Raw genomic sequence first — 23,944 nt, 5'->3', positions numbered from 1 at the left:
TTCTGGGGCTTGATAAACGTTAGGACATAAGTATTTTATAAACAACAAATTAGAAAATAATTATCGAATCGTTAGTTCAGGTCATAGGTTAGGGGGAGTAGATGGAGCTTCTGTGGGCTACTAAGTCTTTGGTGATTGGCGGTCGTCCATATCCAGGCTTTCCGCTCTTGCTTTGGGACACGATGGACAGTTGCGTTCCTGCCAATGAATTCATGCGCCATTTTCTATTGAGAGGAGCCATTGGGTCGCGGAAATCTTGGCCAAGCACGGGGCGTGCTCTTTACGACTTTTTCAGTTTCCTTCAGGCACATGAGCTCGACTGGCGAGACGTAGATCGTGGCGAGGCCAAGAGTGTCGTTGCCGGTTACCGGGACTACTGCCTGGTGGAGTGTCAGTTGGCCCGATCAACAACACGCCAACGACTTCACTATGTCTGCAAATTCTACGAGTACGCTCAGCAGCAGGGATGGGTGGGTAGACTGCCGTTTGGTTATGAGGAGAGGAAGGTCAGACGGCCCACCGGCTTTCTTGCACACATCAATGCCAGCGGCGGAAAGGCGATGGTGAACGACGTCATGCCGCGTCAGCATCGGGTGCTGCCGAAGTTCCTCAGCATGGACGAGATTAAAGTGTTGCTAGAGAAGGCGGAAAATCCGCATCACCGAATGATGATTCGACTCGGACTTCAGACGGGGCTGCGGCGGGCGGAAATCGCCTCTTTTCCGTTGGCGTATGTCTTCGATCCGGATAAAGCCGGCAGGCACGAGCGCAACATCCGGGTTCGCCTTGATCCACACGATGGCCACGGGATGCGCACGAAGGGAAGCAAGCCGCGTGACATTTTTATCAGTCGACGCTTTCTCGCGGATCTGCACCGATATGTCGTTCAGGTTCGTGGTGAACGGGCATCACTGAGTCGTACTCAGCACAAATCGCTGTTCTTGAATCAATCTGGCGAGCCCTACGCCGATGATGGTAAACGCATCGAGCGCATTGTCCGAGAAATTGGCAAGCGTGCGGATATCAAGGTACATACGCACATGCTTCGCCACACCTACGCGACCCATACGCTGGTCGCCCTTCAGCGCAACGGCAGCAGCCTGGAACCGCTCGTGTTTGTGCAGCGGCAGCTCGGTCATAGTTCGATCCAGACGACGATGGTGTACTTGCACTTGGTCAACGAACTGGCCGACAACGCGGTGCTGGCTTACGACGATGAACTGTCTGACGACTTGGGAGCGGTTTAATGGGGAAGCGCAAGGTCTTCTTAAAGACCGACCTCAATATCCCGCAAGTCGAGCATAGTCACGACGCGAACGGGTCTGTCATTGTTCTGCCCGAAGTGATTCCACCTGTCCACACAAGGGTCGACTTCGGAAGGAATGCCACGCGTTCCCGAGGCATCGACTTCGCTTTCTGGTACGGCGTGGGTATCGATTCAATCACGTATGCCTGTCAGCGACAGACGGAACGCTTTCTGGCCAAGCAGGACACTGGGGTCGAAGCGAGTACCGTAGCAAGCTTCTGTAAAGGTGGTTTACGCCACTTCCTTAACTTCATGATTTTGCGTGCAACCGCGCTCAGCCGTGAGTTGACCCTGAACGACATCGATCGTGCATTGATTGACGATTTTCTTGGCTACCTTGCTGGATTGGGCATTACCACGCTTAGCCAGAGTACTCACTACACCGGTATGAAGTGCGTCCTTCACGCGTTGGGCCGCAGAGGGATAATTTCGTTGGTCACCACAGGGGACGATGCGACGTTTCCGCGAAATCCGTTCCCAAACAGTGGTAAGAGTAAGGGGGAAACGCCACTGCCGAAACGTCAGCGACAAGCGTTCACCTCAGCATTAAAACAGGCGACCCTGCCAATCTGGAATGAAGACGCCTTTGTGACAGGCGAGCTACTGGCTTATGCCTTGTTAACCGTTGCGCTGCACACCGGGCGTAACGCCACGCCGCTGCTGGAGATGGGGCATGATTGCCTGCGCGCTCACCCCAAAGACAACAGTGTCTTTTTGGTCCTCTGGAAGCGCCGCGGACACAGCAGCAGTAAAGTGGCTCTGCGCGCAGAGAGCGCCACTGAGCGTCGGCTGGAGTCGACCCCAACCATCAAAACCAACATTGAACGCCTGATCCGCCGTGTCCTTGCTCACAGTGAAACGCTGCGTGCGGAGGCTCCGAACGACATCAAGGATTGCGTTTGGCTGTATCGCGTGCACCGTGGTCCAGGCGTCGGCACGGTCATTGTCCTGACGGATTCAGCGTTGAAACTAGCGGCCAAAAAATTGGTGACTGATTATGGACTTGTCGATACGGATGGTCAGCCGCTGCGCATCAACATCTCTCGACTACGTAAAACGTTTGCCAACCGAATATTCGAATTGCTCGCGGGTGACCTGATGACCACGGCCATCGCGCTTGGTAACACACCACAGGTGGCCGGACGAAATTACTTGGCACCTAGCGCAGACGCGAGGCGCAACTGGCAGTTTATGGGCGAGATAATGGTTCAGGAATTACTCAGCCGGACTATTGGCGCTACTTACAAAACTACCCCAATGGGGCGCTGTGGTGATCCGGTAAACGGCCAATATGCGCCAAAACGTGAGGGGGAGGCGTGCTTTTCATTCCTCAACTGTCTGCGATGCAAACATTACGCGGTCACGGGAGACGATTTACACCGGCTATTTAGTTTTTACTTTCGTGTGTTTGCGGAGCGTCCCCGCATGAACAAACGGCGTTGGGCGCAGGAATACGCGCATATTCCTCGATTGATTGACGACTATATCGTGGCTGAAGGGCTGCGGCGTGGAACCTTCAAATCGGCCGCCGTTGAAGCTGCTCGCGAGCAGGCTCGCCGCGATCCGCACCCGTTTTGGTCGTCCGATGTAGTGGAAAGTCTGGAGATGTTTGCATGAGCAAAAGCAATGTGACCATGTTGCCCTGGGCAAGTATCGAACTACAGCCAGGGGATATACGTGAGTTGCCCGAGAGCGACCGCGAAGCACTCATTGTCAGCGCCATTCATGTTGATGGCCACTGGGTCATTCTCAGTCGCTATCGCGATAACATTTGGCAGCTCGAAGGGATGACGAGCAATGTACCGGACAACATGAGGAACTTGGACTTCAATCGAGTACCCGCTGCGTTTGTAGCGGTAATGAAGTCGCTCTTGTATCGCTACCTACGACGCGGTCGCGCAGGGCAGAAGCGTCCCGTGGCAAGTACTTTGCGCAGTGTTTTTGAAAATGTATTGCCCTTCCTGCGATATCTAAGCGCACTTAAGCTCGGCCACTTCGGCGCTGTAACGCCCATGATCTGTGCAAATTACGTCGCCGAATGTAGGGAGATCCGACAGACGCGTCGCAATCGGGGGCAGGCGCTGTCTCCAGCGGCCCTTGAACGTCGTTTTATGTCAGTCGAGGCGCTTCATGAACTCAGTCAGTACACCAACGACCCGATCGCAAGGCATCCTTGGCCTGATACATCGGCGAGAGCCCTGGCCGGTAGAGCCTCCCTCAACAGTGAGGCCGGCAAAACGCCGTTGATACCGGATGAGGTGTTTTGTACGTTGTTCGAGAAGGCCTATGAACAGGTTCAGCACGGTGAGCGTCTGCTCGACCTGCGCGACACCCTCGATAGCGTCGCTGTAGCACGCAAGGGACAGGTGACCAGATCAGTTCAGGAGCATAAGGTTCGCCAGCTGACGGCTCTTGGGTGGGAAGGCGGGCTTGAGACATTCAATCAAGCGATTAAAGATTTGAGAACCGCCTCCTATATCGTTCTGGCCAGCACCTCCGGTTGCCGGAATCATGAGTTGGCCAACGTAAAAGCTGGCGCGCACCACCGTACGGAAGACGATGAAGGCACGGTCTTTCACTGGCTGCGCTCTACGTCGGAAAAAACCGATACCGGCGTGCACGACTGGATGATTCCAGAAATTGCCGTGCACGTGTTGCGCCTAATGGAGCGCTGGGCCGAGCCGTACCAGGCTATGATCGACGCTGAAATCTGCGAGCGAAGAAAGCTTAATTCGAGTGATCCGCAAATCGCCACAGCGCAGAAACACCGGCATGCTCTCTTTCTCGGGGTGGCCGCCACGAAACGAAATCAAGTTCGTACCCTCTCGGGCTCGGCATGGAACATGTGCCTCAAAGCGTTCGCGAAGAGCTGTGGTCTGAACTGGATCTTAGCCAGCCACCAATTTCGCCGTAAATTCGCCAACTATGCCGCACACAGTCAATTCGGCGACCTGCGTTACCTGCGTGAGCATTTCGCACACTGGTCCATGGACATGACCTTGGGCTACGCCATGGACCAAGATTGGGGGCAGCATCTCGATATTGAACTGTACGAAGACATCCAGTCAGAACTCGAAGACATCAAGTCCGAGGTTGTCGGCACTTGGCTGGGGGACACACCGCTGACTGGCGGCTACGGTCGATCAATCAAGCATTGGCAGCGCGATTCGGCGAACCTCGCGATCTTCAAGAGCCACGCCTCAATGGTGACCTCGATTGCTGAGAGCACCGCGATTCGAAGTAATGGTCACGCCTGGTGTACCGCCGACGATGATCGTTGCGTCGGCAACACCATGGAGCGAACGCGCTGCGGCGATTGCAACAACGCCGTGATTGGAGGTGCACATGTTGGTATCTACCAGCGCCTTTACGACAACCTGAAGAGGTTGCTGGATTGCAAAGACATTGGTGACGGTGGCCGACAGCGCGTATTGCGTGATCTGGATCGCTGTCGTGACGTGCTTATGCAGCTTGGGTACGACCCGGAGGAGAACGTAGCATGACCATTAAACGCAAGCCCTCGGACGCCCGCGAGCGGGATTTGCAACTCGCGCTCGCGCGCATCCAGCGTGGTCGGACGCACACCGGAGAATCCAAGGTCACCATCGCCGCGGTGGCGCGTGAGGCCGGTGTTTCGACGGCGCTGATCCACAATCACTACCCAAATATCGCCGAAGCGATCCGTGAAGCTCAGGGACGTTCGAGTCGTGCTCAGCGGGATGTGAAACACCAGGATCTCTTGGCTGAACGCGAGAAAAATCGAATGCTCCGCCAAGAGAATGAGGAGCTACGCGTAAAGATTGCCAACCTCGCCTCGATTAACGAGGTATTGATAGCCGAGAGCCGTGTTCTAAAGGCAAAGCAGAGCGACCCCAAGGTAGTAGATCTACCCTCGGGCAAGTTGTAATTCCGGAAGCTCTCGCTCTCTAAATGTGCTACGAAAATGCTCTGATACTCCCTCCAAGTATGTTCTGTCCGTAGGACGGAATCTGCCAGAAGGGAGGGACTTACAAAAAAATCACTGGGGAGTGTCAGCCAAACAACTTGCCGCAGACGAATCGTTTCAAGGAGTGTGCCCATAACCGTCCGGCCAACACACCTTCCTGATCCCAACGCTAAGGGCGATTGTGTGCAAGTGATGCGACTGCGGTTCAGTGGGAATGTGATCTGGCAACGTATCGGTCGGCAACCCATTGAGCAGCAGGTCCCCTCAACACCAGTGTTGCTCAATGCATAATTTGACGAGATAGAGGTAGCTGGTAAGGGGCCGGGGAACAAACCTTCCTCGCCCGGCCGATAAGGGCGATTGTGTCCGCATATTTTTTAAGCGGACGCAATTGCCCTTAACGCCAGGATCGCCATGCGCCAACGTAAGTCCTACCCGAAATCCTTCAAGACCCAAGTCGTCCAAGAGTGCGAGCAGCCCGGTGTTTCCGTGGCGAGCACAATGACAGACAGTTTCATCAGAGCTTTGGTAAGCAATCCTGTATCCGGCCTCCTAACGTTTGCGCCGTACGCCAGTGATCATCGATAAAGGCAGGTTCTCGCGTAAACGCAGGCTTTCCACCACTGCTGCGGCGATATGCACGCAGACCAGCGCGAACAGCGTGTTGGCCATCCACTCATGGAGATCACGTGGCAAGTCTTCCCCCCAGAAATAGTCCACTTCCTCCATCAGGAAGCCGCTGATACCAAGGCCGGTCATTAACAGCAGCATGAGAACCATCACCAGCGCACCGAGTGGCGAATGTCCCATGCGGTGATAGTCCTCACCGCGAACCAAGGCCCTGATATGGCGCACAAGGCGCGTAGGGGTCGGCCAGAAGTCTGACCAACGCGCCGCCGGCGAACCGATGAAACCCCACGCCCCACGTACCATCACCACCGCTACGGCGTAATAGCCAAGCCAGCGATGCCAGCCTTCTCCTTCGTCATTGAGGAAGTAATCGCCGACGAAGACAATCACCAGGGACCAGTGGCAAAAGCGTACGAGCGGATCCCAGACGTGCAGGGTTTCAGTCTTTACATCAGCTCTTTTCAATTTCTTGCTTCACGACCTTGCCAGTGACTGGGTCAAAGTAGATTTCCACTTTGCGCTTGTCTTTGTCCCAGCCATAGATCTCGTAGCAATTGCCGCTGGTCACCTTGAACTTCTTGATGTCGTAACCCTGTGCCTTGAGGTCTTCCTGGAACTTGGTTTGATCTTGCCATTGGGCTTTGTCGGTTGTGGTGCATTGAGGACCGGCGAACGCCAGAGGAGTGGTTGCAAGAAGGGAAATCAACAGTAGTTTGCGCATAGTTTTTCCTCGGAATATTGTTTTGCCTGACAACGCGATAGATTCTCAATCAAGCTTGAGCCTGAAGATTAGTTGGGCTTTTGAGAACTGTCACTGCGTGGCTGGTAGGTACAGGTCCCGCCCCTGAGGAACTGACAGTCCCTTCAGGGGCAATCCCATTAAACAAACGCCCGACAATGCCGGGCGTCTGTTTTTCAGGTCTGTACTCAGAAGCGATAGTTGGTGCTCAGCTCCAGCGTCCGTGGGGCGCCGGGCGTGATCAGATCCACCGAGCCATGCGCCGAAGCGTAATAGTCCTTGTCGAAGACATTGCGCAGACGCAGAGCCATGTCCCATTTCGGCTGGTTGTACAGCAGCGCGGCGTCCACCGTTGTGTAAGCCGGCATGACTACATTGTTATCCAGCGCGGTATAGCGATCATCGACATAGTTAGCCCCCATGCCCACACGCCAGGTTTGCGTCAGCGAACGCACCAACCACAGGTTGGCGCTGTGACGCGGCGTCAAGGTGGGCACCTGGCCTTCGTTGGCGACACCGTTGGTACGGCTGTTGGACTTGGTGATCTCGGCATCCAGGTAGGCATAGCCGGCATAGACCTGCCATTTGTCACTCAACTGCCCGCTGGCGGTCAGCTCAAAGCCATCGGTACGCTGCTCGCCCGCCAGCACCAGCTTGGCCGGGTTCGCCGGATCGCTGGTTTTCATATTGGTGCGCTCCAGGCGGAACAGCGCCGCCGTCAACGCCAGGCGATTGTCGAGCAGGTCCCACTTGCCGCCGATCTCGAAGTTGGTGGTTTCCTCGGGCTCAAGGTCCTGGTTCGTCGTGCTCAGGGCGAACATTTCGGCAGAGGGCTGGTAGGAACGGCTCACCGAGACGTAATAGGACTGCACCTGATCAGGCTGGTAGACCAGACCGACTCGCGGACTCCAGGTAGTGTCGGTGCGGGAGAGTTCCTTGTTCGTCAGGTCATCGGCGTACTCCTGGTCGAACACGTCATAGCGCACGCCCACTAGCGCCTTCCACTGCGGGGCCAGTTCGATCAGGTCCTGTACGTAGAACCCGGCGGTGTCCTGGGTATTGGCGCCTTTGGCGGTTTGCCGGTTGGCCTGGAACGGCACATCGATCAAGGCGTCGCGGTACACCGGCACCCTGGCCACGTTGGATTGGCTGAATACGGACTGATCCTTCACCTGCCGCCCCAGTTCCACACCATAGAGCAGGTTATGGTTCATCCCGGCGAGAACGGCGCGCTGCTTGAGCTCGGTCTGGTTGAACCACCCGTCCTCCTTGCGCTGCACATTGCCGCGGTTGAGCTTGACCAGCAGTTCACCATTGGCGGCAGTGACGAAACGTGTCGGGCTGGAGTCGGCGAGTGTGTTGTTGCGATCCAGGTCGTAGTGGTAGTAGCGACTGGTATTGCTCAGACTGAAGTCGTCGTTGATCCGGTAGTCGACACCGGCGGTGAATGAAAACACCTCGCTGCGAGTGTAGTCGTCATCCGGATCGGCGGAGCCGAAGCGCTTGTCGCGGTCCACATCGACTGGACGATCGCCTCGTGCCGGGATGCCGAAGTCGATCAGGCGCTTGTCATACAGATAGGTCGCGCCCAGGTTCAGCTCCAGATCATCCGAGAGCTTGAAGTAGGCTGAAGGCGCGATGGCCTTGCGATCGATGTAGCCGTCATCCCGGAAGGTGTCGCTGTTCTCCAGCGCGCCTGTCACACGAAAGGCTTTATCGCCCTGCTGCTGATCGGCCCATCCGGCATCGAACTGCGTGCGCTTTTTGCCCTCGCTGTCGAAGCTGACACCGACTTCCTGCTTGGGCGCGAAGTTGGGCTTCTTGCTGATGCTGTTGATCAGGCCACCGGAAGAACCGCGACCATAGAGTACCGCGGCCGGTCCCTTGATCACTTCCACCCGCTCGACGTTGGACAGATCCCGGAAGTACAGCGCATCGTCACGAATGCCGTCGACGTACATGTCGCCAATGGCGCTGAAACCACGGATGGTGACCTGGTCACGCTGGCCATCGCCATTGGACAGACCAATACCGGGGACATTCTTCAGCACGTCTTCCATCGACTGCGCCCCCTGATCCTTGATGACGCTCTGGGGAATCACGTTGACGGTTTGCGGGATATCACGCAGCGGGGCATCGATCTTCAGCGCGCTCCTGCTCTCAGTCGGCATGTAGCTCTGTTCGCTGTACTCACTGTTCACAGCGGTTGCCGGTAGGGTTAGAGCAGACTCCGTTTCTGCCTGTAAATCAGGTACAACCAGAGCTCCCAGCAACGACAGAGAGGCTGGGTAAATGCGCGATCGAGCCACCATAGACACCTTTTGGATGAATTATCGCGCAGATGATAACGATTATCTTGTGTAAGTAAATACATATCATTCCGATACAAATAATTGACCCTACTCAGAACGATCGTCTCAATTTAATCGATGGACTCTCCGTCACGCCTTTCCAAGCTTCTGCTCTGGATCAAAGTCCATCGGGATATGCAGCAGCTTTTCATGAATGCTCAACGGGTGCCTGAAGTAATCCGGCTCGGCGGCGTCGTCTGACGGCAAGCGAGAAGATGCGGGGCTAATACGCTAGACATGCAGTCGTTGATTGCGGCAGTCATTGGGATGACCTCATGACGGCCTTTAAGAGCTCGCGGCTAAGCCTGGCCACAGCAGGTGCGCTGCCGTTGGATTGGCGGGCATTTCACCGAACCGAACGAGCAGAACACACAGCAATCGCCGGAGTGGGGCCGCAGCAACACTTTGCAATTGCAGCATTCGTAATAGAACTGGCAAGCGTCCGTTGGCATGGTTTCCTGCTTGGCGAAGCTACAGCGCGGACAGGTCAGTATGGACTCAAGAGTGATCACGCTCATGCTGTTCTCAGTTCTGCACGTCGGAGGGATAGCCCGCGTTTGTGGTCGCCTCGGTCAGAGCCTCGGGCGGGGTCTTTTCAGGGTCGTAGGTGACAGTAGCCGTCTTCTGAGCTAAATCGACTTGAACGTTGCTCACGCCAACGACCTTCTCCAGTGACTTCTTGACCGTGATTGGACAAACCGGGCATGTCATGTTCTGTACGTCGAGCGTGACCGTTCTTGGGGGAGCCGCCAGGGCTGTAATCGGGAGGACGGCGAGTACGGCGATTAGTAGTTGGCGCATGATTGATCACCTTCAGTAGAACAGTGGGGCGAACCAGGGCAGGATCAACAAACCGGACAGCAATGCGGCAACGATCCAGAACACGATCCGCTGCCGCGCGAGCGGGCGTGGATCGACACAGGCTGTCCCTGGTGCGCAGACCTGCGGCGTCAGATAGAGCGTGCGGAAGGCCAGCCCCAGAAACAGCAGCGTCAGGCCAATGAATAGAGGGCGGTAAGGCTCCATCACCGTCAGGTTTCCCGCCCATGAGCCACCGATGCCGAGCGTGAGCAGCACGAGCGGCCCTACACAGCAAATCGATGCACCAATAGCCGCCAACCCACTTCCGATCAGCGAGCCTTGTCCGGTGAGTCTCATTCCCGCCACCTTGAACCTGAGTGCCTGAGTATTATTCTGAATTCCGTACCTAAGTACGGAGTCAAGGAGAACGTGATGACAGCAAACCTGACCATCGGCAAGCTGGCTGACGCCGCTGGGGTGAGCGTCGAGACTATCCGCTACTACCAGCGATGCGGACTGCTGCCCGAACCTGCCAAGCCGTTGTGCGGGTACCGGCGCTATTCAGCCGAACAAGTCAAAAAGGTGCGCTTCATTAAGAGGGCGCAGGCACTGGGTTTCACTTTGTCGGAGATCGGCACATTGCTCACGCTGGACACGGCATGCGCCTGTCACGAAACGCGGATGCTGGCCGCACACAAACTCGCCCTGATTAAACAGAAGATGGCAGACCTTGCTGCCATCGGACAGGTGCTGGATGACCTGGTGCGGCAATGTGACGCTGGTGATGGCGGCGCTGATTGCCCAATCATCGACGTGCTGGTCAGGGATTGAATGGCATTGCCGATAAGACAAATGATCTTAGCGAATGAAAGGCACTCCCCCGTCTCAAGGCCGCGACAAAATCTACCTCCCGGGACCTTGAGCCATACTTGCTGCAAGCGGATGGTCAATTACTGCCAAACAACTCAGCAAGGATTGAAACAGAATCTCTCCGCGATCATTTACGACTAAGACAAGATCGCTCTCTGGGCAATATCAACGCCCGGGCGAACTGATTGCCCTGAATAAAACAGGCAAGATCTTCGGCAGGTACCCGCTGGACGGCTCTGGGAATATCGAGGGGCTACCTACTTTGATCCAGAACTGATCACCTTGTGATAAGGAAATAAAGATGGAAGTACTTACTGCCAAATCGAGCCGAACAGCCATCCCGCGCGGTCTGGGTGCTGGGATTCGTCAGTTTGTTCATGGATCTGTCGTCCGAACTGGTACACAGCCTGATGCCGGTGTTTCTGGTGGGGAGACTGGGCGTGAGTATGCTGACCGTTGGCTTGATTGAGGGTGTAGCAGAGGCTACCGCACTTATCGTCAAAGTCTTTTCCGGGGCGATTAGCGACTTTATTAGCCGCCGCAAAGGCCTGCTGCTCGGCTACGGATTGGCGGCGCTAACCAGCCGTTGTTCCCCCTCGCGGCCTCGGCAGAATTGGTCTTTACCGCCCGCACTCTGGATCGGATCGGCAAGGGGATTCGAGTGGCACCGCGCGATGCACTGGTCGCGGATATGGCACCCCCGGTTATCCGGGGTGCCTGTTCGGATTACGACAATCAATGGATACTGTAGGGGCTTTCCTCGGCCCTATCCTGGCGATCCTGCTGATACTTTGGTTCGCCAATGATATTTCACTGGTGCTGTGGTTTGCCGTCATCCCTGCGTTCTTGGCAATAGGCTCTCTCATGGCAGGCGTGAGCGAGCCAACGCATGAGAGCAGGCAACATCACTTTCGCCCGCCCATCCGTCTCAGCTCACTCAAGCAGTTCTCGACGGCCTACTGTTGGGTTGTCGGAATAGGCGCGGTCTTCACCCTGGCGCGTTTCAGCGAGGCGTTCCTGGTGTTGCGTGCGCAGCAATTGGGATTCTCCGCCACCAGGGTACCTCTGGTGATGATGGTAATGGCGGGGTTCTACGTGCTGTCTGCCTACCCCGTGGGCAAATGGTCTGATCGTATCAGTCGCACAACGCTGCTGAGTGTCGGATTACTACTGCTGGTTTTGGCCGATCTGGTATTGGCTTATGCCGAATCCGTGACCAACTGGTCACTTCGAATGCAAATGACTGGTCAAGTTAAATGCAAATGGGTGGTCAGATACGATGCAAATGGGTGGTCAAGTGGTGTGCAATTTCCCAGCAGCAAAGTCGCGCTATCGCCTATAAGTAGATGCAGCGCTACCGCCACATGAATGCGGTCAGAGAGCGCCTCAACGCTCAACCGTACTACGGCTCAGACGGTCAGGAGGTTGCCATTGAGCACGCGCAGATGATGGCATCTCGTCTCGAAACAAGGGGCGGACATCATCAACGAAATGATCGACGAGCGGATTCGCCGGAATTATGAGCTTCCTGGCTTACTCGACACTGAATGACTTGGCTGAAACCGTTCGTGCTGAGGCTCATAAAAGATCTTTAACCGCGTGGTAAATAGAACGCCGATTGGAGTGATAGACCAGATGAAGGAACTTCTCGATACTGACTTCTGACGGCGGCAGAGCGACCAAGGTCAAGACAACACCTCACTTTCTGCGGGGTGCTTATGGCAACCGACCTAACTATTGTTGTCGTTATCCTGACTGTCTACCAGCGCAGCCAGAGCTGTCCGAGTAACGCACCTATCATGGTCGGCACCAGCATCCCCAATGCGTACCATATCCCCCAAAATGGCACTTCCATCTCGGGGCAGTGCAGGGAATATGCAATCGTCGCCATTGCACCGGCGAGTAGTCCGCCGCAGGCACCCGCCAGTTTCAGGCGAGTTGGTGCGAGACCGCCTAATGCCCAGAACACAGCAATAAATCCCGGAATCGACAGCAAGGTTATATTGAGTGCGCATACTCGCCAGGTTTTGCCGAGGATGATCGCGACTCGAGCATCAGGTGCGGCCACCATGAGTACATAGATGGAGCCGATCCACACCGCGGCGACTGCGACAATGATCAACAGATTCCCAGGGCCCGGAGCCATTCCCGGTCTCGCCAGCCGCATCACCATGCTCAGCACACCAATCATCAGGCAAAGCGGAAAGGCGACCTTAGCCCAAAAAATCGGTGTAGCCATGACATGGCCCAGGTCTGGCCGAACACCCATTATTGCTACTACCAGCAAAGTGGCGCTCAAGAGCCCGGCCAGCACCGCGCCGCTGAATCGCTTAGCGAGCGTCCTACGGTCAACCGGGGTCACGCCCGACGCGAGCATGGAAATAAAATCATCAGTATTCATCGTGCACCTCTAACTCTTAACGCCAGTGCTTTCAGCCCACGGTGTATGCCTATCTTCACCGCAGACTCAGTTAGTCCCATCATTCGAGCGGTTTCAGTAACAGACCATCCCTCAAGTTTCACGTGCACGATAGGTAGACGCTGACGTTCAGGTAGCTGCTCAAGCAACATGCGGAGGTCTCGACTGGTCTGTGCAGGTTCAAGATGCGGCTCGGCAAATAGTTCTGCCGCATCGCCAAGGGAATCGTTGAACACGTCATGACGTGACCTGCCTCGGAAAAAGTCAGCAAGCTTGTAGCGCGCAATGGCAAAAACCCACGCCGTCAGCGGTTGATCAATCCGATAAGTCTGGCGCGCATTATGAACGGCCAGCAAAACCTCTTGCAGCAAATCCTCGACTTCACCAGGTCGCTGCTGAAGCCTCGAGCGTAAAAAGCCGCGAAGATGACCACTTAACTCCGATAAAAACGTTCGATAAGCCCGCTCGTCTCCGTCCAGACCTGCGAGGAACAGAGCCTGAAGGTGGAGCTCTCGGCTGCGCAAAACGTCGTTATGTGTAGTTCGTTCCATCGTTCGCTCTGGTTACACGAAGGGTAAAAAATATCTTGTTCCTGCTAATGACGGGCAGCGGATCTTACATGCGGTTTCCCGGCATAAGGTTACAAGCGAATCAGTTTTGCAGATCTGAGAAATATTTTGCGGTCGCTGTAACCGGATATGGGAAGCCATCGAACTACCTTTTGGATCGCAAATACAGTGCTCAAGCGCTGATGCGACGCCACCCCCATCATCTGGAGACAAAACCATGAACAATCTCAAACTTGCCGCCCTCGCTGTTGCCTTCTCTTCGTTTGCTGCCGGTGCTATGGCCGCAGAGACTCCTGCCGTAGCGGGCGCCATGGAGAAATGTTACGGCGTTTCCCTGGCCGGTAAGAACGATTGCAAGGCGGGCGCAGGTACCACCTGTGCAGGCACGGCCAAAGTGGACTACCAGCCTGATGCCTGGAAAAACGTTCCTGCAGGTACTTGTACCTCCATCAAGACTCCAAAAGGCATGGGCACTCTCGCACCTAAGTAATCGTAAAGCCACGGGGGCACACCAACCATGAAAACTGAACGCCAGATGGGGGCCGGACTTGGCCTGAAACCGAATCATTACTCAGATGCGCTTGACTGCACGGCTGAGGGGCTCTGGTTCGAAGTTCATCCGGAAAACTACATGGTAGGTGGTGGCCCCCGTCTCGCATGGCTGGAGTCAATTGGGAGTCAACACCCGCTGTCGCTGCACGGTGTTTCACTTTCACTTGCTGCCGATTGTCCGCCGGACGAAAACCATTTGAAGCGCCTGAAAGCACTGGTCGATCAGGTTCAGCCCACATTGATTTCCGAACACCTAGCCTGGTCAGCATGGCGGGGGCAGTATCATCCCGACCTACTGCCATTCCCCCGTACAGTCGAGGCATTGCAGCGCATCGTAAGCAATATCCAACGAACACAAGACGCCTTAGGACGTCCTATTGCCATTGAAAACCCCACCCATTACCTACGCCTGGATGATCATGAATTCAGCGAAATCGACTTTTTGACCGAACTGAGCGTGAGAACTGGCTGTGGGTTGCTGCTGGATGTCAATAACGTACACATCAGCGCGCATAACCTGGGTTTCAATGCGGCAACGTATCTGGATGCCTTCCCGGCCAAGGCGATTGTGGAAATCCATTTGGCAGGTCACGCAGTGGATCCGGGAGATACGCAGCTGCTGATAGATACACACGATGCCCCCATCGCGAACAACGTCTGGTTGCTCTATCAACGCATTATCGAACGGATCGGCATGCGCCCGACCTTGATCGAGCGCGACGACAATATCCCAGGATTCGACGTCTTGCTGGCTGAACGAGACAGAGCACAGACTCTGTTAAACATCGGTAAGAAGCGACCATCAGAAGTGACGATATGAACACCTCACTCGAAAGCTTTCAGGATGCATTCGTCGATGCGTTATATGAGCGAAATTCGACTGGAATGACTGCTCTAATCGAACAGCCCGGTTTTTTGGTGTACCGCAATACTGTATTTAAAGGATCGACGGACGCATTACTTGCAAACTTTCCCACCGTAGAGCGCTTGGTCGGTACAGAGTGGCTCAAGGCCGCCGCAGCGATCTATGCCCGGCAGTCGCCACCCACGGATTCCCGACTGCTGCACTACGGCGCTGATTTCCCGAATTTTCTCGACGCTTTTGAGCATGCGCTAGAAATGTCTTATCTGGGCGACGTCGCCCGCCTGGATCTGCTCTGGACACAAGTCCATTGCGCTAAAGATGAGCCCGACATTGATCCAAGCGCATTTGCGAGCCTGTCCCAAAAGGACTTGGCCCGCAGCCTGCTCACACCGAGGGCCGCTTCCCGTTGGGCGTGGTTCCCAGACCACCCCGTCTACACCATCTGGCGCTTCAATCGCGAACAGCGGGACATGCCCGACGAACTCAACTGGCGCGGCGAAGGTGCGCTTCTGACGCGCAAGCAAGGCCGGGTTTGTTGGGAGGCCGCCAGTGCTGCGGATTGCACGTTTCTAGACGCCTGCGCGGCACGCCTGCCGCTTGAACTGGCCGCAGAAAAAGCCCTTGAAGTTCAGCCTGATTTGGATCTGGAAGACCTCATTGTCCGCTTGTTCAGAGCCGAGGCATTCGTCGCTGTAAGCATCCATAGCTCTTCCTGAAGACTTAACACCAACTTAACCAACGGAGCACATCATGGACGTGATACGAAATACTTCGTCCGTAGCCGACAAATCATTGCGTGGCATGTGGAACCGCATTGCAGACCGACTTGACTTAGTGATTGGGGACTCACTATTGGTGCTGGTTGCTCGCCTATCCATCGCGGCCATTTTCTTTATGTCAGGACGCACCAAAGTCAGTGGATTTTTGACGGTCACACCCAGTACCTATGAGCTGTTCCGCACAGAATACTCACTGCCATTCCTCTCTCCAGAACTGGCCGCGCATCTCGCTACCTACAGTGAGCATTTGTTTCCACTGCTTCTTGTGCTGGGCCTGTTCTCACGACTATCAGCATTCGCGTTACTGGGCATGACTTTTGTGATCCAGGTGTTTGTCTACCCTGACGCCTGGCCAACACACCTTTCCTGGGCAGGCCTGCTACTGCTCATCGTTGCACGTGGTGGAGGTGCAATATCGCTGGATCGACCACTCGGCATCAAGTAATGCTTTGACTGCTAGACAGTCTCGGATAGCCACCTCTTGGCGACATCATGGTCGAAAAAGTGGACGCGCTCGTTTATTTGAACGTCTGGAGGCTGAGGAAATTTCTGCGCCTATCGAGTTCGGCACCATCGGCAAAAAGGCCGACACATCCAACGAACTATCAAGATGACAGTGGTTGCCTATACCGGCGATACGGTGAAGACCCACGATGTTTGCTGGCAAGCGTTTAAACCGTAAGCGGTCCACCGTGTACACATTCAAAGCTGCCAGTTGAAGCCTGATGCTGTGCTCCCGATATCCATCAGGAGCCCGCAACCATGATGCGTCCCGACGCCAAAGTCGAAAAGGTCTACCTCTACCCCAAGCAAGTGGACTTCCGAAAATCCATCGACGACCTCGCAGCCCTGGTGGAGTTGGATATCAAGGTCGCCGTGTTCGATCCCGTGCTTTTCTTTTTTCTGAATCGCCACCACAGTCGAGTGAAAATCCTCTATTGGGAGCGCAACGGCTTTTGCCTTTGGCTCAAGCAGAAATTTGGGGGGTATGTGTCCTGAACGCAGTGGCGCCCAGATTATTCCATTTGCGGGGTTCAGTAGAACACGCTCGAAAAACCTAAAAATAGTTACTAAGGTTAAAGCATTGAATTACATTGATAAAATCAAAGCTAACGGTTAATTAGGGTCCAGAACAGTCAACGTCAACAAGTCCAAATACAGGCTTACATTCAACACGCATGTTGGTTGAAATTCCATGTTACAACGCCGAATGTTGTTATCTCAGAAAAGTCTGTTTGTACGAGTGGAGGAAAGTCCGGGTGTTCAGACGCCAGTAACCATTTCCCACCTTCGTGAAGAAGTCGTTTAACAATCGGTTGATTGTCAACGTAAGCGAGAACTATGTGGCCAGACATAGGCGTAATAGTCCTGTCCACCACCAGGCGGCAACCATGCAGGATGCCAGCCCCTGTCATGCTGTGTCCTTCCACCTGGACGATAAACACGTGAGGAGCGCGAATATTGAGCAGATCGTCCAGCGAGATTGGCGCCTGGTAGTAGTCAGCGGCTGGATTGGGAAAGCCACCGGCCGCCGTCCCAGAAATGAACTGCAACCGTAACGTTGACGGGGTTAGGTGGTGGATAGCTGCTACGTTCATAGGATCACCAGGCACTGTTTTTATATACAGTAAACGAGTGCAGGCAATCCCACCAGTGGTTGGCCGACCGAAGGAGTAGGGCACGACATTACTTTTACGTACGTACGTACGCATGTGTATAATCTAAAAATAACCAGACGAAGGATCACACATGACTAAGTTTGACGGATCAGTAGGCGACGCTTTACCAGATCTTATGGCGGATTCACCGTTAGGAGCTGGATTTATCACGACTGCTGCAGAGGCGCTTGCGGTACGTATTGCTTTGGTAGCTAGGACGCTGCCCATACTTCATAATTCGAAATCTGATCGAATCAGATACGTTTTGCATTTTAGTGAAAACACCCAGATAGAACACTTTGATGAAATTTCATCCCAGTCGTGGGCTAACGTCATTAGCGCTGGTCTTGAAAATGTAACGGCGATCACAAGTTTAGATACCCCAGAGGATTACAAAGCACTGTACATCCTCCGCGTTGGGTTAGCAGATGATGAAACCTGTTTAGAAGAGTGTGCGTTCTTCTGTGATCAGCCTCAGTTGAACTTCAAAGCAGGCTGCTATGAATTTTCATTGTGCAGCGCAGTTAAAAGTGGCGATTTTGGAAAGATTCTAATTTCTTTGTCACCAAGTGGGGATAACTTTGTATGACTATGATCGATGTTGACTCTATTAAAGTCCATTTAGACGCTGCCCATGAGGCTCACAATAATTATATGAATCAGCCGAAACATCTTGGTGATGCGCCTCTATCAGGGGTCAATCTTGAGGATTACAAGCGACAGAGTTCTCTGTTGTTGGAAGCGTACAATGATGCTTGCCGAGCCCTCTTCACGGCTCTTTCTACTGCGGTTAACAAGGAGTGCTAAATGGCTACTCAACCTGAGTTCCTGGCCGTGAGAGATAAATTGGACTCCGCTGGCTTCAATGTACCTCTCGATGCCACTCGGGGTGAGCTCCTAGAAGTGCTCCAGGACATACGACGTGCTGATCAGCAGCAAGAGGAGTTTGTCGATGAGCTACGTGACTTGATGGAAAGTGGCGGCAGGCGTGATGACCAACTGTTTGCTGCCTGGCTCGGCACGGTGCACGTGGAGCTTGTGAAATTGGGCAACGATTCCCCTGAGATCGACACGGAAGAAAATGTTAGCTGGTTCTATGAGCGCTTTGAGACCGAGTCTGACGCCGGATCCGCGGCTAACAGTTGGGCGTCTAGATCAAGTGGGCTGTAATAGATGCACAGATGACAGGCTGGCAGGTGTGGCGGTCGGTAGGTGACAGGCTGGCAGGTGTGGCAGTCGGTAGGTGACAGGCTGGCAGGTGTAACAAGACGCGATGTGCTCGGATTGTAGAAGGCTTTTAATTGAACTATAGTTAATTTAGGTAGACAAATAATTAACTATAGTTCAAAATAACCTCATTGAACAAACCAATGAGGAGTGTCTTTATGAGTATCCCGCAAGCCATATTCGAAATGCCGGCAACGTGGACCGGAATGGTTCAGATCCGTGGCTGCACAAGTGACGAAAATGGCGTTGAAGAGTCGGTCGACTGTGAAGCTGAATTCTTTGGAGTATATGCACAGACCGCTGAGGGACTGCACATGTGGGTTGAGGATTGCGACACCAGAGATCAGGCGAATGACCTCGCCAAGTATCTAAAGTCGACAATTTGAAACAATGGCCCGGTCATCCGGGCCTTCAACCCGAGGTGAATCATGATCCTTACAAACGAACGCTCCAAAGACAACGAAGACATAGGTGTGCTGTTTCATGCACTCATAAGGTACGTGGAGTTTAATGCAGAGAAGCTGGATCGATCCCTTGTATCTGTAGGGTATGGCAACCTCTTAGATCTGGCCAACACAGCGGCTGAGAGCTTAGCGCAGCACTGCTTTGACGAGGGCGAGGACTGGGACGGAGTGGTATGGTTCGAGCGGCTTGAAGACTCCAGCAGTGAAGGCCTCGCAGCGTCCCTATTGAATTGCATGACTGACACCACGACTGTGGTGCAAAAATGGCTACGGACGTTAAGTTAAACCCTCATGGCCAGTGCGCTGGCCCTGTCGAAAGGTTTCTTTCATACAGACGGTTTTCGACAGTAATCATTTCAATGATAGAGATTGGATCTGAACATGAGTGAAGCAGCTACCCAGCGCTTGTCCCCAGTAGAGTTCAAAGCCCTGTTTAGACAGCGCGGATGGACCGGAAAAACCCTTGCTTTGCGGTGGGAAGTATCAGAAGCCTGGATCAGCAAAATCCTGAAAAATCCGGATAGAGCACCCCATTGGGATGATGCTGTACGCGGCCTTCCAGATGCAGAAAATTGAACTATAGTTAATAAATTGCTTGCAGTGAAATTAACTATAGTTCAAAATAGCCTCACTGAAACGGAAAAGTGAGGCCAAAGAAATGAACTACACCGCCACCTATAAAGCCCCTTTAGGGGCCGGTAAAACGGTCTACGGATTTGAGGTTGAAGTGATTGATCTACGTACGGATGTTCGTAGCTGGATCTGCATTGATGCCAACACTAAAGCCAGCGCTGGTAAGAAAGCTCGGTTGCTTGGTTACTCTGTTTGCTCGATGAATTTCCTCTAACAAACTATTCAAGGAATTGAAAACCATGAAGTACCAAGTCCTTTTCGCAGCACTATTGATCGCTACCGCGCAAGCTGCTCATGCACAAGCTCCAAACGAGAGCACGCCAGCGTCGACCGCTGCCTCCTTCGCTTCCCAGTTCTACGGTGTCGATGCTTCTGTAGTAGACGTGACAATCACCAAGCAGGATTTGTACACAGCTACAGCAACTACCAAAGCCCCAGGGCAAGCTGCCTGCTCGTTTGAGCTGGCAGTGGTACCTGACGGAGCGAACACCAACTGGGCGCTCGGCAGTTGGGCCTGTGACAAGCAGCCAGCTTCTTAACCACATACAGCAAGGGCAGGGCCGGGATTAATAGTCGCCGGTCCTTCTCGACGATTGCAGCGAAGGTGTGTTCAAAGATGGAGAAGGCGATGAATAATTATTCCGAATGGGAAACGGCTGTTGTCCAGCAGCTCGCTGAATCAATGGAGATCAGCTATTCAGACGCATCAGGCGTGGTGGACGCTCAGGCTTTTTACATACAGCAATCCTGGGCAAAAGGATTAGATGCAACTGAAACTGCCCGCAAGGTGCTCACAGCAGCATCCAGCGCGCTTGAGTGACATTGTTCGGAGAATTATTTAATGGTGATGAAGGGGAGCCAGTACGACGTGCTGGTGAAGCTCATGCGCGGTAATCCAGAGAGTGCCGCAAACCGTGCTGCAAGGCGCGTTTTAGTTGACGGTATAGCTCAGGCGGATGCAATGCGTGAAACGGGCGCAACACGCTCAACGGTGGGTGACGCCGTAGTGCGATATCGCGATGCGTATCAGGAAATCTGTGAGGTTTTCGAAGTTAAATAAAGCTGGAAATGTGTTTGTCTGTACGCCTCTATAGGCGTATAATTGCCTTGTCTAAACGGATCATCGAGGGCGTCAAATGCAGAGCTATCAAGTGACAATTAACCTAAATGAAGGCGGAACGAAGCCAGTGGTTTTTGTAGCGGACAATGCCGAACATGCCAAGCTCCGCGCTTCATTTGTTTATTTTGAAGAAGGTGAGATTGGTGATGCTGAGCTGATGGATGAGGAAAAGTGGACCAGTTTTAAGAACTTAAAAAAATAACTGATAACTCACTCGCTGCCCGGTTCGCCGGGCCACTCCACCATCTCAAGGAAAACTAGCTATGAACCTATCACCTAACTATCTGACCTTTGATGCGATGTATTCGGCTTACTCCACCGTGCTCCAAAGCCAACCGGGCAAGGCGCTACGTCTGCCTGACGGCGGGGCCGTCTTCCTCGAAGATGGTGAAGTCTACGCCGTGACATTGAACGATGCTGGTGAAATAGAAATGGAAACTGCAGGGTGTATTAGCCCTGTCGCATGGGACGATGATCGCGGTTGCTGGGACTGCGACGAAAGTGCTGAAGTTTGCGTTTCGGCGGTTAACTTCCCAGTTTTTGTCAACCTCCCAGCCTGACTATGTGTTCGTACTCAATACTTAACCTTATACGTAGGTGAATCCTCCGGTCGCTGTCCGCGCCGATCGTACAGTCTCGTGGTGCTGATGTTTGCATGGCCAAGCCACATTTGGACTTTTGCAATATCGGCATCATGGTCCAACGCGTTTGTCGCGGCCGTAGCCCGCAACCCATGCACGCCCAAGCCGTCGACCTCGATGCCAGCAACACGCGCCCAGTGCGCCACCACCGTATATAGCCCATTCGCTGTAACTCCCGCGCCGGTAGTTTTGCCCCGGACGGATCTGAATAGCGGTCCCGACGATGTATCCCGGACACTATCGCGCTCCAGATACGCATAGATCCGCTCAGCAGCTACTGGGTGGAGTGGTAGGAAGCGAATTTTCTTTCCCTTTCCATGCACCCGAAGATGCTTTATGCCTCGGCGTTCCACCAGGTCACTCATTGTCAGTCTTGCTGCCTCTTCCCGTCGGAGCCCGTGATACAGCAATACGGCCAAGATCGCCCGATCCCTCACTCCCTTCACTGTTTCTGTATCAGGAGCGTCCAGCAACCTTTTAGCCTGGTCGTCGCCGAGTGCCGGTGTTTTCCCTTCGTTGGTTTCGATCTTGGGTCGCTTGACCCCATGCACAGGGTTCCCACCGGCAACGGCATTGTTCTCCAGGAGATGATCGAACAGGCTGGCCAGCGCGGCCAGTTTGCGCCGGATCGTGGCCCCGGCCAGGCCCCGGGATTCCAGCTGGGCACGCCATGCCAGCACATGTGCGCGAGTAACAGCACGAAATTCATCGGCGCCGGTGAGGCCGACAAAGCTGCAGAAGTCCTCCAGGTCATTCTGATAGGCACGTCGGGTACGTGGGTTGTCGATATTGGCAAACCACTCGACTGCAGCTGGCACACTGGCCAACTGCTGGAACTCAGCGGAAGTCAGTCGACGTTCACCGGCGCCGCCCGAACTGACGAGCTCGCTCATAACTTCTGCCTCGCTATGAACCCAGCCTCGATCTCGGGCCAATCCGGCGAGGCCATCATCTCGCGGATCTGCCGCTCGTGTGCCAGCTCGGGCACCAGATGCTGCCAGCGCTGTTTGGCGGCATCAAGCTCAGTGTCAGTGCGCAGTTGATCTTCTATCAGCGCACCGGCTGCCAAGAACCGCTGACGAGCCAGGCTCCAGAATCCGTTAGAGGCGCCGTACTGGTAAAGCGGCACGATGGGCACCTGGTGCTTAAGCCAAAGGCACCAAAGCACCCCCAAGCCAAACCCTTGGCGCTGATGCTGCAGCTCGATGTCAATCTTGTTGATGTACACGCGGTCATCCAGCGGATTGATGCCGTAGCTGACATATCCGACGCGCTGGCCACCGACCTCGATGTCATCCACAAAGTCGGTACCGGGAAACACAAAGTTGCCGCGATGGGATTCCTGCCGTCGATTCACCAGGTGAACGCGGGAGGCTTGTTCATTCAGAATTTTGGCTTGGCGTCTATGGAAATAGTCGCGGATGGGGTCAAAAAGTGCCATGCGCCCTTCTGCCTTTAAAAGTGGTGATAACGTATTTTATCACCATAAATAGGGAAAGGTTCAGATCAGCTTTCGAGACTGGCGTCTAGCTGAGATTTTTATGATTTTGCGTGTACGTATTCAGGAAACGCTTCTTCAAATTCTGGATCTCCAAGCGCGATACGTGTCATTGCCACCACGGCAATCGTCCCTTTGATCTCGCCGGTCGAGGCGTCGTGTTTCAGGCGAACTTCTGCTGGGGAACTGCTAAATGCCCAGGCTTCTACGTAGGCTATGTAGGCAAGTGAGGTGTCGGCAGTCAGGTCATCGTGGCCCATAAACCCTCTCGGAATCGGCAGGTAAACGCTACAGGCTAGGATCGGATATGCCTGCACCTTCGGACAGGTTACAGGCCATGAATTTCATCGTTCATAAAGCAGATTAAATCACTACCCAGTTGCCTTAGGAGTCGTGCTTTTGATGCAGCACTGGGGACAGCTTTGTAAAACGAAAACTCATGTTCAGACGAGTATTGACGAATAATCAAATGGGTTTTTACCAAGCGCTTTAACTGACGTAAGCGCGTGACTTCATCAACCATTTGACTTATTGCTGCAACGAACCACTCATCAGGATCGGCTGGTTCTGTACAGACTTGACCAGCGAGGCTCGGCGTCAGTTGGTAACCTTTCGATTTAAGGCTGCTCACGAGAGCGACTTGTTTATCAATAGCTACATCACAAGCTGTAACAGCACCATTACCAGTGTTGCTGACTGTGCCTATTTTCTTGTTATCGCAGTAGACTTTGCATGACCAAGCAAGCCCGTTACTAGTCTCCTCTTCACTGTATCCTTTCAATGTAAGCGCAACTGCCCTGAATGCCTTTATGTTCTCATACCCTTTCATAGTCACCTCCGTGGACATCGGCGTCCATTATATCTTTTTATTTCCGT

General features: G+C 54.0%; 35 protein-coding genes and 1 pseudogene. 23 read left to right on the top strand and 13 right to left on the bottom strand.

Annotated elements, in window-relative coordinates:
* The first annotated feature begins 101 nt into the window (after window positions 1-101).
* The 4 genes from J1G37_RS21990 to J1G37_RS21975 are packed head-to-tail and all read left to right on the top strand — an operon-like array spanning window position 102 to window position 5,213.
* The gene (locus J1G37_RS21990) at window positions 102-1,247 is read left to right on the top strand and encodes a tyrosine-type recombinase/integrase (RefSeq protein ID WP_200645957.1); all 1,146 of its coding nucleotides are present in this window, start codon (window positions 102-104) and stop codon (window positions 1,245-1,247) included.
* Window positions 1,247-2,923 (top strand): hypothetical protein, encoded by a 1,677-nt coding sequence (locus J1G37_RS21985; RefSeq protein ID WP_200645956.1) that lies wholly within the window; start codon window positions 1,247-1,249, stop codon window positions 2,921-2,923. Before J1G37_RS21990 ends, J1G37_RS21985 begins: the two co-directional genes overlap by 1 nt.
* Window positions 2,920-4,809: an integrase gene (locus J1G37_RS21980; RefSeq protein ID WP_200645955.1), complete on the top strand. Its 1,890-nt coding sequence runs from the start codon at window positions 2,920-2,922 to the stop codon at window positions 4,807-4,809. Before J1G37_RS21985 ends, J1G37_RS21980 begins: the two co-directional genes overlap by 4 nt.
* Window positions 4,806-5,213, top strand: coding sequence for a TetR/AcrR family transcriptional regulator (locus J1G37_RS21975; RefSeq protein ID WP_200645954.1), 408 nt, complete (start codon window positions 4,806-4,808; stop codon window positions 5,211-5,213). Before J1G37_RS21980 ends, J1G37_RS21975 begins: the two co-directional genes overlap by 4 nt.
* A gap of 591 nt (window positions 5,214-5,804) precedes the next feature.
* Here the strand turns inward: J1G37_RS21975 and J1G37_RS21970 are convergent.
* The 6 genes from J1G37_RS21970 to J1G37_RS21950 all read right to left on the bottom strand — a co-directional run bounded on the left by J1G37_RS21970 (window position 5,805) and on the right by J1G37_RS21950 (window position 10,130).
* Window positions 5,805-6,347 carry a cytochrome b/b6 domain-containing protein gene (locus tag J1G37_RS21970; protein ID WP_200645953.1) on the bottom strand — a complete coding sequence of 181 codons (543 nt, stop codon included), beginning with the start codon at window positions 6,345-6,347 and terminating at the stop codon, window positions 5,805-5,807.
* The gene (locus J1G37_RS21965) at window positions 6,334-6,603 is read right to left on the bottom strand and encodes a PepSY domain-containing protein (RefSeq protein ID WP_200645952.1); all 270 of its coding nucleotides are present in this window, start codon (window positions 6,601-6,603) and stop codon (window positions 6,334-6,336) included. Before J1G37_RS21965 ends, J1G37_RS21970 begins: the two co-directional genes overlap by 14 nt.
* Before the next feature lie 206 nt (window positions 6,604-6,809).
* On the bottom strand, window positions 6,810-8,933 hold the full coding sequence (locus J1G37_RS21960; RefSeq protein WP_200645951.1) for a TonB-dependent siderophore receptor: 2,124 nt from the start codon (window positions 8,931-8,933) through the stop codon (window positions 6,810-6,812).
* Window positions 8,934-9,271: 338 nt separating this feature from the next.
* A complete protein-coding gene (locus J1G37_RS29075; RefSeq protein WP_234452077.1) occupies window positions 9,272-9,490 on the bottom strand; it encodes a GDCCVxC domain-containing (seleno)protein in 219 nt (72 codons plus the stop codon).
* Between the two features lie 7 nt (window positions 9,491-9,497).
* Entirely contained in the window at window positions 9,498-9,773 is a 276-nt protein-coding gene (gene merP, locus J1G37_RS21955) for a mercury resistance system periplasmic binding protein MerP (RefSeq protein WP_200645950.1), read from the bottom strand.
* 12 nt (window positions 9,774-9,785) lie between these two features.
* Window positions 9,786-10,130: a mercuric transporter MerT family protein gene (locus tag J1G37_RS21950; protein WP_200645949.1), complete on the bottom strand. Its 345-nt coding sequence runs from the start codon at window positions 10,128-10,130 to the stop codon at window positions 9,786-9,788.
* 75 nt (window positions 10,131-10,205) lie between these two features.
* On the opposite strand from J1G37_RS21950, the gene merR reads away from it, so the two are divergent.
* Both merR and J1G37_RS21940 read left to right on the top strand, forming a co-directional pair.
* Window positions 10,206-10,604 (top strand): Hg(II)-responsive transcriptional regulator, encoded by a 399-nt coding sequence (gene merR, locus J1G37_RS21945; RefSeq protein ID WP_200645948.1) that lies wholly within the window; start codon window positions 10,206-10,208, stop codon window positions 10,602-10,604.
* 416 nt (window positions 10,605-11,020) lie between these two features.
* Window positions 11,021-11,858 (top strand): annotated as a pseudogene (locus J1G37_RS21940) (MFS transporter); the annotation flags it as partial.
* 544 nt (window positions 11,859-12,402) lie between these two features.
* Here the strand turns inward: J1G37_RS21940 and J1G37_RS21935 are convergent.
* Both J1G37_RS21935 and J1G37_RS21930 read right to left on the bottom strand, forming a co-directional pair.
* A complete protein-coding gene (locus tag J1G37_RS21935) occupies window positions 12,403-13,044 on the bottom strand; it encodes a DUF1109 domain-containing protein (protein ID WP_200645947.1) in 642 nt (213 codons plus the stop codon).
* Window positions 13,041-13,613, bottom strand: coding sequence for a sigma-70 family RNA polymerase sigma factor (locus tag J1G37_RS21930; protein WP_200645946.1), 573 nt, complete (start codon window positions 13,611-13,613; stop codon window positions 13,041-13,043). The genes J1G37_RS21935 and J1G37_RS21930 overlap by 4 nt, the downstream gene beginning before the upstream one ends.
* A 235-nt stretch (window positions 13,614-13,848) precedes the next feature.
* Here J1G37_RS21930 and J1G37_RS21925 point away from each other — a divergent pair, with 235 nt between their 5' ends.
* The 5 genes from J1G37_RS21925 (at window position 13,849) to tnpB (ending at window position 16,826) form a co-directional block, all read left to right on the top strand.
* Window positions 13,849-14,121: a DUF2282 domain-containing protein gene (locus J1G37_RS21925; RefSeq protein WP_200645945.1), complete on the top strand. Its 273-nt coding sequence runs from the start codon at window positions 13,849-13,851 to the stop codon at window positions 14,119-14,121.
* 27 nt (window positions 14,122-14,148) lie between these two features.
* Entirely contained in the window at window positions 14,149-15,003 is an 855-nt protein-coding gene (locus tag J1G37_RS21920; protein WP_200645944.1) for a DUF692 domain-containing protein, read from the top strand.
* Window positions 15,000-15,764, top strand: coding sequence for a DNA-binding domain-containing protein (locus tag J1G37_RS21915; RefSeq protein WP_200645943.1), 765 nt, complete (start codon window positions 15,000-15,002; stop codon window positions 15,762-15,764). The genes J1G37_RS21920 and J1G37_RS21915 overlap by 4 nt, the downstream gene beginning before the upstream one ends.
* A gap of 34 nt (window positions 15,765-15,798) precedes the next feature.
* Window positions 15,799-16,272, top strand: a complete 474-nt coding sequence (locus J1G37_RS21910) for a DoxX family protein (protein ID WP_200645942.1) — start codon at window positions 15,799-15,801, stop codon at window positions 16,270-16,272.
* Between the two features lie 317 nt (window positions 16,273-16,589).
* On the top strand, window positions 16,590-16,826 hold the full coding sequence (gene tnpB / locus J1G37_RS21905; RefSeq protein WP_234452076.1) for an IS66 family insertion sequence element accessory protein TnpB: 237 nt from the start codon (window positions 16,590-16,592) through the stop codon (window positions 16,824-16,826).
* A gap of 170 nt (window positions 16,827-16,996) precedes the next feature.
* Here tnpB and J1G37_RS21900 read toward each other — a convergent pair whose 3' ends face one another.
* The gene (locus J1G37_RS21900) at window positions 16,997-17,425 is read right to left on the bottom strand and encodes a S24 family peptidase (RefSeq protein ID WP_106116919.1); all 429 of its coding nucleotides are present in this window, start codon (window positions 17,423-17,425) and stop codon (window positions 16,997-16,999) included.
* Window positions 17,426-17,576: 151 nt separating this feature from the next.
* Between J1G37_RS21900 and J1G37_RS21895 the strand changes: the two genes are divergently transcribed.
* The 12 genes from J1G37_RS21895 (at window position 17,577) to J1G37_RS21840 (ending at window position 21,489) form a co-directional block, all read left to right on the top strand.
* The gene (locus J1G37_RS21895) at window positions 17,577-18,074 is read left to right on the top strand and encodes a hypothetical protein (RefSeq protein WP_106116920.1); all 498 of its coding nucleotides are present in this window, start codon (window positions 17,577-17,579) and stop codon (window positions 18,072-18,074) included.
* Window positions 18,071-18,292 carry a hypothetical protein gene (locus J1G37_RS21890; protein WP_106116921.1) on the top strand — a complete coding sequence of 74 codons (222 nt, stop codon included), beginning with the start codon at window positions 18,071-18,073 and terminating at the stop codon, window positions 18,290-18,292. The genes J1G37_RS21895 and J1G37_RS21890 overlap by 4 nt, the downstream gene beginning before the upstream one ends.
* Window positions 18,293-18,655, top strand: a complete 363-nt coding sequence (locus J1G37_RS21885) for a hypothetical protein (RefSeq protein ID WP_106116922.1) — start codon at window positions 18,293-18,295, stop codon at window positions 18,653-18,655. It begins immediately after the preceding gene.
* Window positions 18,656-18,870: 215 nt separating this feature from the next.
* On the top strand, window positions 18,871-19,098 hold the full coding sequence (locus tag J1G37_RS21880; protein WP_146133231.1) for a hypothetical protein: 228 nt from the start codon (window positions 18,871-18,873) through the stop codon (window positions 19,096-19,098).
* Between the two features lie 42 nt (window positions 19,099-19,140).
* Entirely contained in the window at window positions 19,141-19,461 is a 321-nt protein-coding gene (locus J1G37_RS21875; RefSeq protein ID WP_106116924.1) for a hypothetical protein, read from the top strand.
* A gap of 96 nt (window positions 19,462-19,557) precedes the next feature.
* On the top strand, window positions 19,558-19,752 hold the full coding sequence (locus J1G37_RS21870; protein WP_106116925.1) for a hypothetical protein: 195 nt from the start codon (window positions 19,558-19,560) through the stop codon (window positions 19,750-19,752).
* Between the two features lie 82 nt (window positions 19,753-19,834).
* Entirely contained in the window at window positions 19,835-20,023 is a 189-nt protein-coding gene (locus J1G37_RS21865) for a hypothetical protein (RefSeq protein ID WP_106116926.1), read from the top strand.
* A 25-nt stretch (window positions 20,024-20,048) separates the two neighbouring features.
* Window positions 20,049-20,348, top strand: coding sequence for a hypothetical protein (locus tag J1G37_RS21860; RefSeq protein ID WP_106116927.1), 300 nt, complete (start codon window positions 20,049-20,051; stop codon window positions 20,346-20,348).
* Window positions 20,349-20,437: 89 nt separating this feature from the next.
* The gene (locus tag J1G37_RS21855) at window positions 20,438-20,629 is read left to right on the top strand and encodes a hypothetical protein (protein ID WP_234452248.1); all 192 of its coding nucleotides are present in this window, start codon (window positions 20,438-20,440) and stop codon (window positions 20,627-20,629) included.
* A 21-nt stretch (window positions 20,630-20,650) separates the two neighbouring features.
* Window positions 20,651-20,869, top strand: coding sequence for a TrfB-related DNA-binding protein (locus J1G37_RS29160; RefSeq protein WP_004666701.1), 219 nt, complete (start codon window positions 20,651-20,653; stop codon window positions 20,867-20,869).
* 76 nt (window positions 20,870-20,945) lie between these two features.
* Complete coding sequence (locus J1G37_RS21845) at window positions 20,946-21,131, top strand: hypothetical protein (RefSeq protein ID WP_106116929.1); 186 nt, start codon at window positions 20,946-20,948, stop codon at window positions 21,129-21,131.
* Window positions 21,132-21,192: 61 nt separating this feature from the next.
* Entirely contained in the window at window positions 21,193-21,489 is a 297-nt protein-coding gene (locus J1G37_RS21840) for a hypothetical protein (protein ID WP_004666699.1), read from the top strand.
* 14 nt (window positions 21,490-21,503) lie between these two features.
* On the opposite strand, the gene J1G37_RS21835 is transcribed toward J1G37_RS21840, so the two are convergent.
* The 4 genes from J1G37_RS21835 to J1G37_RS21820 form a co-directional block, all read right to left on the bottom strand.
* The gene (locus tag J1G37_RS21835; protein WP_106116930.1) at window positions 21,504-22,463 is read right to left on the bottom strand and encodes a tyrosine-type recombinase/integrase; all 960 of its coding nucleotides are present in this window, start codon (window positions 22,461-22,463) and stop codon (window positions 21,504-21,506) included.
* On the bottom strand, window positions 22,460-23,011 hold the full coding sequence (locus J1G37_RS21830; protein WP_071667625.1) for a GNAT family N-acetyltransferase: 552 nt from the start codon (window positions 23,009-23,011) through the stop codon (window positions 22,460-22,462). The genes J1G37_RS21835 and J1G37_RS21830 overlap by 4 nt, the downstream gene beginning before the upstream one ends.
* 98 nt (window positions 23,012-23,109) lie before the next feature.
* Window positions 23,110-23,328 (bottom strand): hypothetical protein, encoded by a 219-nt coding sequence (locus J1G37_RS21825; protein ID WP_106116931.1) that lies wholly within the window; start codon window positions 23,326-23,328, stop codon window positions 23,110-23,112.
* Window positions 23,329-23,396: 68 nt separating this feature from the next.
* Window positions 23,397-23,897: a hypothetical protein gene (locus J1G37_RS21820; RefSeq protein WP_106116932.1), complete on the bottom strand. Its 501-nt coding sequence runs from the start codon at window positions 23,895-23,897 to the stop codon at window positions 23,397-23,399.
* Between the last annotated feature and the right edge of the window lie 47 nt (window positions 23,898-23,944).

Source organism: Pseudomonas sp. Marseille-Q1929 (genome assembly GCF_017316265.1).
GTDB lineage: Bacteria > Pseudomonadota > Gammaproteobacteria > Pseudomonadales > Pseudomonadaceae > Aquipseudomonas.
This window is presented reverse-complemented; position numbering and strand designations above follow the sequence as displayed.

What these genes read in the sequence shown, in the direction of transcription:
- J1G37_RS21915 (WP_200645943.1), top strand. Translation starts at nt 15,000, where the DNA reads ATGAACACCTCACTCGAAAGCTTTCAGGATGCATTCGTCGATGCGTTA.
- J1G37_RS21985 (WP_200645956.1), top strand. Translation starts at nt 1,247, where the DNA reads ATGGGGAAGCGCAAGGTCTTCTTAAAGACCGACCTCAATATCCCGCAA.
- J1G37_RS21830 (WP_071667625.1), bottom strand. Translation starts at nt 23,011, where the DNA reads ATGGCACTTTTTGACCCCATCCGCGACTATTTCCATAGACGCCAAGCC.
- merP (WP_200645950.1), bottom strand. Translation starts at nt 9,773, where the DNA reads ATGCGCCAACTACTAATCGCCGTACTCGCCGTCCTCCCGATTACAGCC.
- J1G37_RS21895 (WP_106116920.1), top strand. Translation starts at nt 17,577, where the DNA reads ATGACTAAGTTTGACGGATCAGTAGGCGACGCTTTACCAGATCTTATG.
- J1G37_RS29075 (WP_234452077.1), bottom strand. Translation starts at nt 9,490, where the DNA reads ATGAGCGTGATCACTCTTGAGTCCATACTGACCTGTCCGCGCTGTAGC.
- J1G37_RS21990 (WP_200645957.1), top strand. Translation starts at nt 102, where the DNA reads ATGGAGCTTCTGTGGGCTACTAAGTCTTTGGTGATTGGCGGTCGTCCA.
- J1G37_RS21965 (WP_200645952.1), bottom strand. Translation starts at nt 6,603, where the DNA reads ATGCGCAAACTACTGTTGATTTCCCTTCTTGCAACCACTCCTCTGGCG.
- J1G37_RS21860 (WP_106116927.1), top strand. Translation starts at nt 20,049, where the DNA reads ATGAAGTACCAAGTCCTTTTCGCAGCACTATTGATCGCTACCGCGCAA.
- J1G37_RS21890 (WP_106116921.1), top strand. Translation starts at nt 18,071, where the DNA reads ATGACTATGATCGATGTTGACTCTATTAAAGTCCATTTAGACGCTGCC.
- J1G37_RS21870 (WP_106116925.1), top strand. Translation starts at nt 19,558, where the DNA reads ATGAGTGAAGCAGCTACCCAGCGCTTGTCCCCAGTAGAGTTCAAAGCC.
- J1G37_RS21845 (WP_106116929.1), top strand. Translation starts at nt 20,946, where the DNA reads ATGCAGAGCTATCAAGTGACAATTAACCTAAATGAAGGCGGAACGAAG.
- J1G37_RS29160 (WP_004666701.1), top strand. Translation starts at nt 20,651, where the DNA reads ATGGTGATGAAGGGGAGCCAGTACGACGTGCTGGTGAAGCTCATGCGC.
- J1G37_RS21875 (WP_106116924.1), top strand. Translation starts at nt 19,141, where the DNA reads ATGATCCTTACAAACGAACGCTCCAAAGACAACGAAGACATAGGTGTG.
- J1G37_RS21935 (WP_200645947.1), bottom strand. Translation starts at nt 13,044, where the DNA reads ATGAATACTGATGATTTTATTTCCATGCTCGCGTCGGGCGTGACCCCG.
- J1G37_RS21950 (WP_200645949.1), bottom strand. Translation starts at nt 10,130, where the DNA reads ATGAGACTCACCGGACAAGGCTCGCTGATCGGAAGTGGGTTGGCGGCT.
- J1G37_RS21975 (WP_200645954.1), top strand. Translation starts at nt 4,806, where the DNA reads ATGACCATTAAACGCAAGCCCTCGGACGCCCGCGAGCGGGATTTGCAA.
- J1G37_RS21960 (WP_200645951.1), bottom strand. Translation starts at nt 8,933, where the DNA reads ATGGTGGCTCGATCGCGCATTTACCCAGCCTCTCTGTCGTTGCTGGGA.
- J1G37_RS21835 (WP_106116930.1), bottom strand. Translation starts at nt 22,463, where the DNA reads ATGAGCGAGCTCGTCAGTTCGGGCGGCGCCGGTGAACGTCGACTGACT.
- J1G37_RS21980 (WP_200645955.1), top strand. Translation starts at nt 2,920, where the DNA reads ATGAGCAAAAGCAATGTGACCATGTTGCCCTGGGCAAGTATCGAACTA.
- J1G37_RS21840 (WP_004666699.1), top strand. Translation starts at nt 21,193, where the DNA reads ATGAACCTATCACCTAACTATCTGACCTTTGATGCGATGTATTCGGCT.
- merR (WP_200645948.1), top strand. Translation starts at nt 10,206, where the DNA reads ATGACAGCAAACCTGACCATCGGCAAGCTGGCTGACGCCGCTGGGGTG.
- tnpB (WP_234452076.1), top strand. Translation starts at nt 16,590, where the DNA reads ATGATGCGTCCCGACGCCAAAGTCGAAAAGGTCTACCTCTACCCCAAG.
- J1G37_RS21900 (WP_106116919.1), bottom strand. Translation starts at nt 17,425, where the DNA reads ATGAACGTAGCAGCTATCCACCACCTAACCCCGTCAACGTTACGGTTG.
- J1G37_RS21930 (WP_200645946.1), bottom strand. Translation starts at nt 13,613, where the DNA reads ATGGAACGAACTACACATAACGACGTTTTGCGCAGCCGAGAGCTCCAC.
- J1G37_RS21880 (WP_146133231.1), top strand. Translation starts at nt 18,871, where the DNA reads ATGAGTATCCCGCAAGCCATATTCGAAATGCCGGCAACGTGGACCGGA.
- J1G37_RS21885 (WP_106116922.1), top strand. Translation starts at nt 18,293, where the DNA reads ATGGCTACTCAACCTGAGTTCCTGGCCGTGAGAGATAAATTGGACTCC.
- J1G37_RS21925 (WP_200645945.1), top strand. Translation starts at nt 13,849, where the DNA reads ATGAACAATCTCAAACTTGCCGCCCTCGCTGTTGCCTTCTCTTCGTTT.
- J1G37_RS21920 (WP_200645944.1), top strand. Translation starts at nt 14,149, where the DNA reads ATGAAAACTGAACGCCAGATGGGGGCCGGACTTGGCCTGAAACCGAAT.
- J1G37_RS21820 (WP_106116932.1), bottom strand. Translation starts at nt 23,897, where the DNA reads ATGAAAGGGTATGAGAACATAAAGGCATTCAGGGCAGTTGCGCTTACA.
- J1G37_RS21825 (WP_106116931.1), bottom strand. Translation starts at nt 23,328, where the DNA reads ATGGGCCACGATGACCTGACTGCCGACACCTCACTTGCCTACATAGCC.
- J1G37_RS21855 (WP_234452248.1), top strand. Translation starts at nt 20,438, where the DNA reads ATGAATAATTATTCCGAATGGGAAACGGCTGTTGTCCAGCAGCTCGCT.
- J1G37_RS21910 (WP_200645942.1), top strand. Translation starts at nt 15,799, where the DNA reads ATGGACGTGATACGAAATACTTCGTCCGTAGCCGACAAATCATTGCGT.
- J1G37_RS21865 (WP_106116926.1), top strand. Translation starts at nt 19,835, where the DNA reads ATGAACTACACCGCCACCTATAAAGCCCCTTTAGGGGCCGGTAAAACG.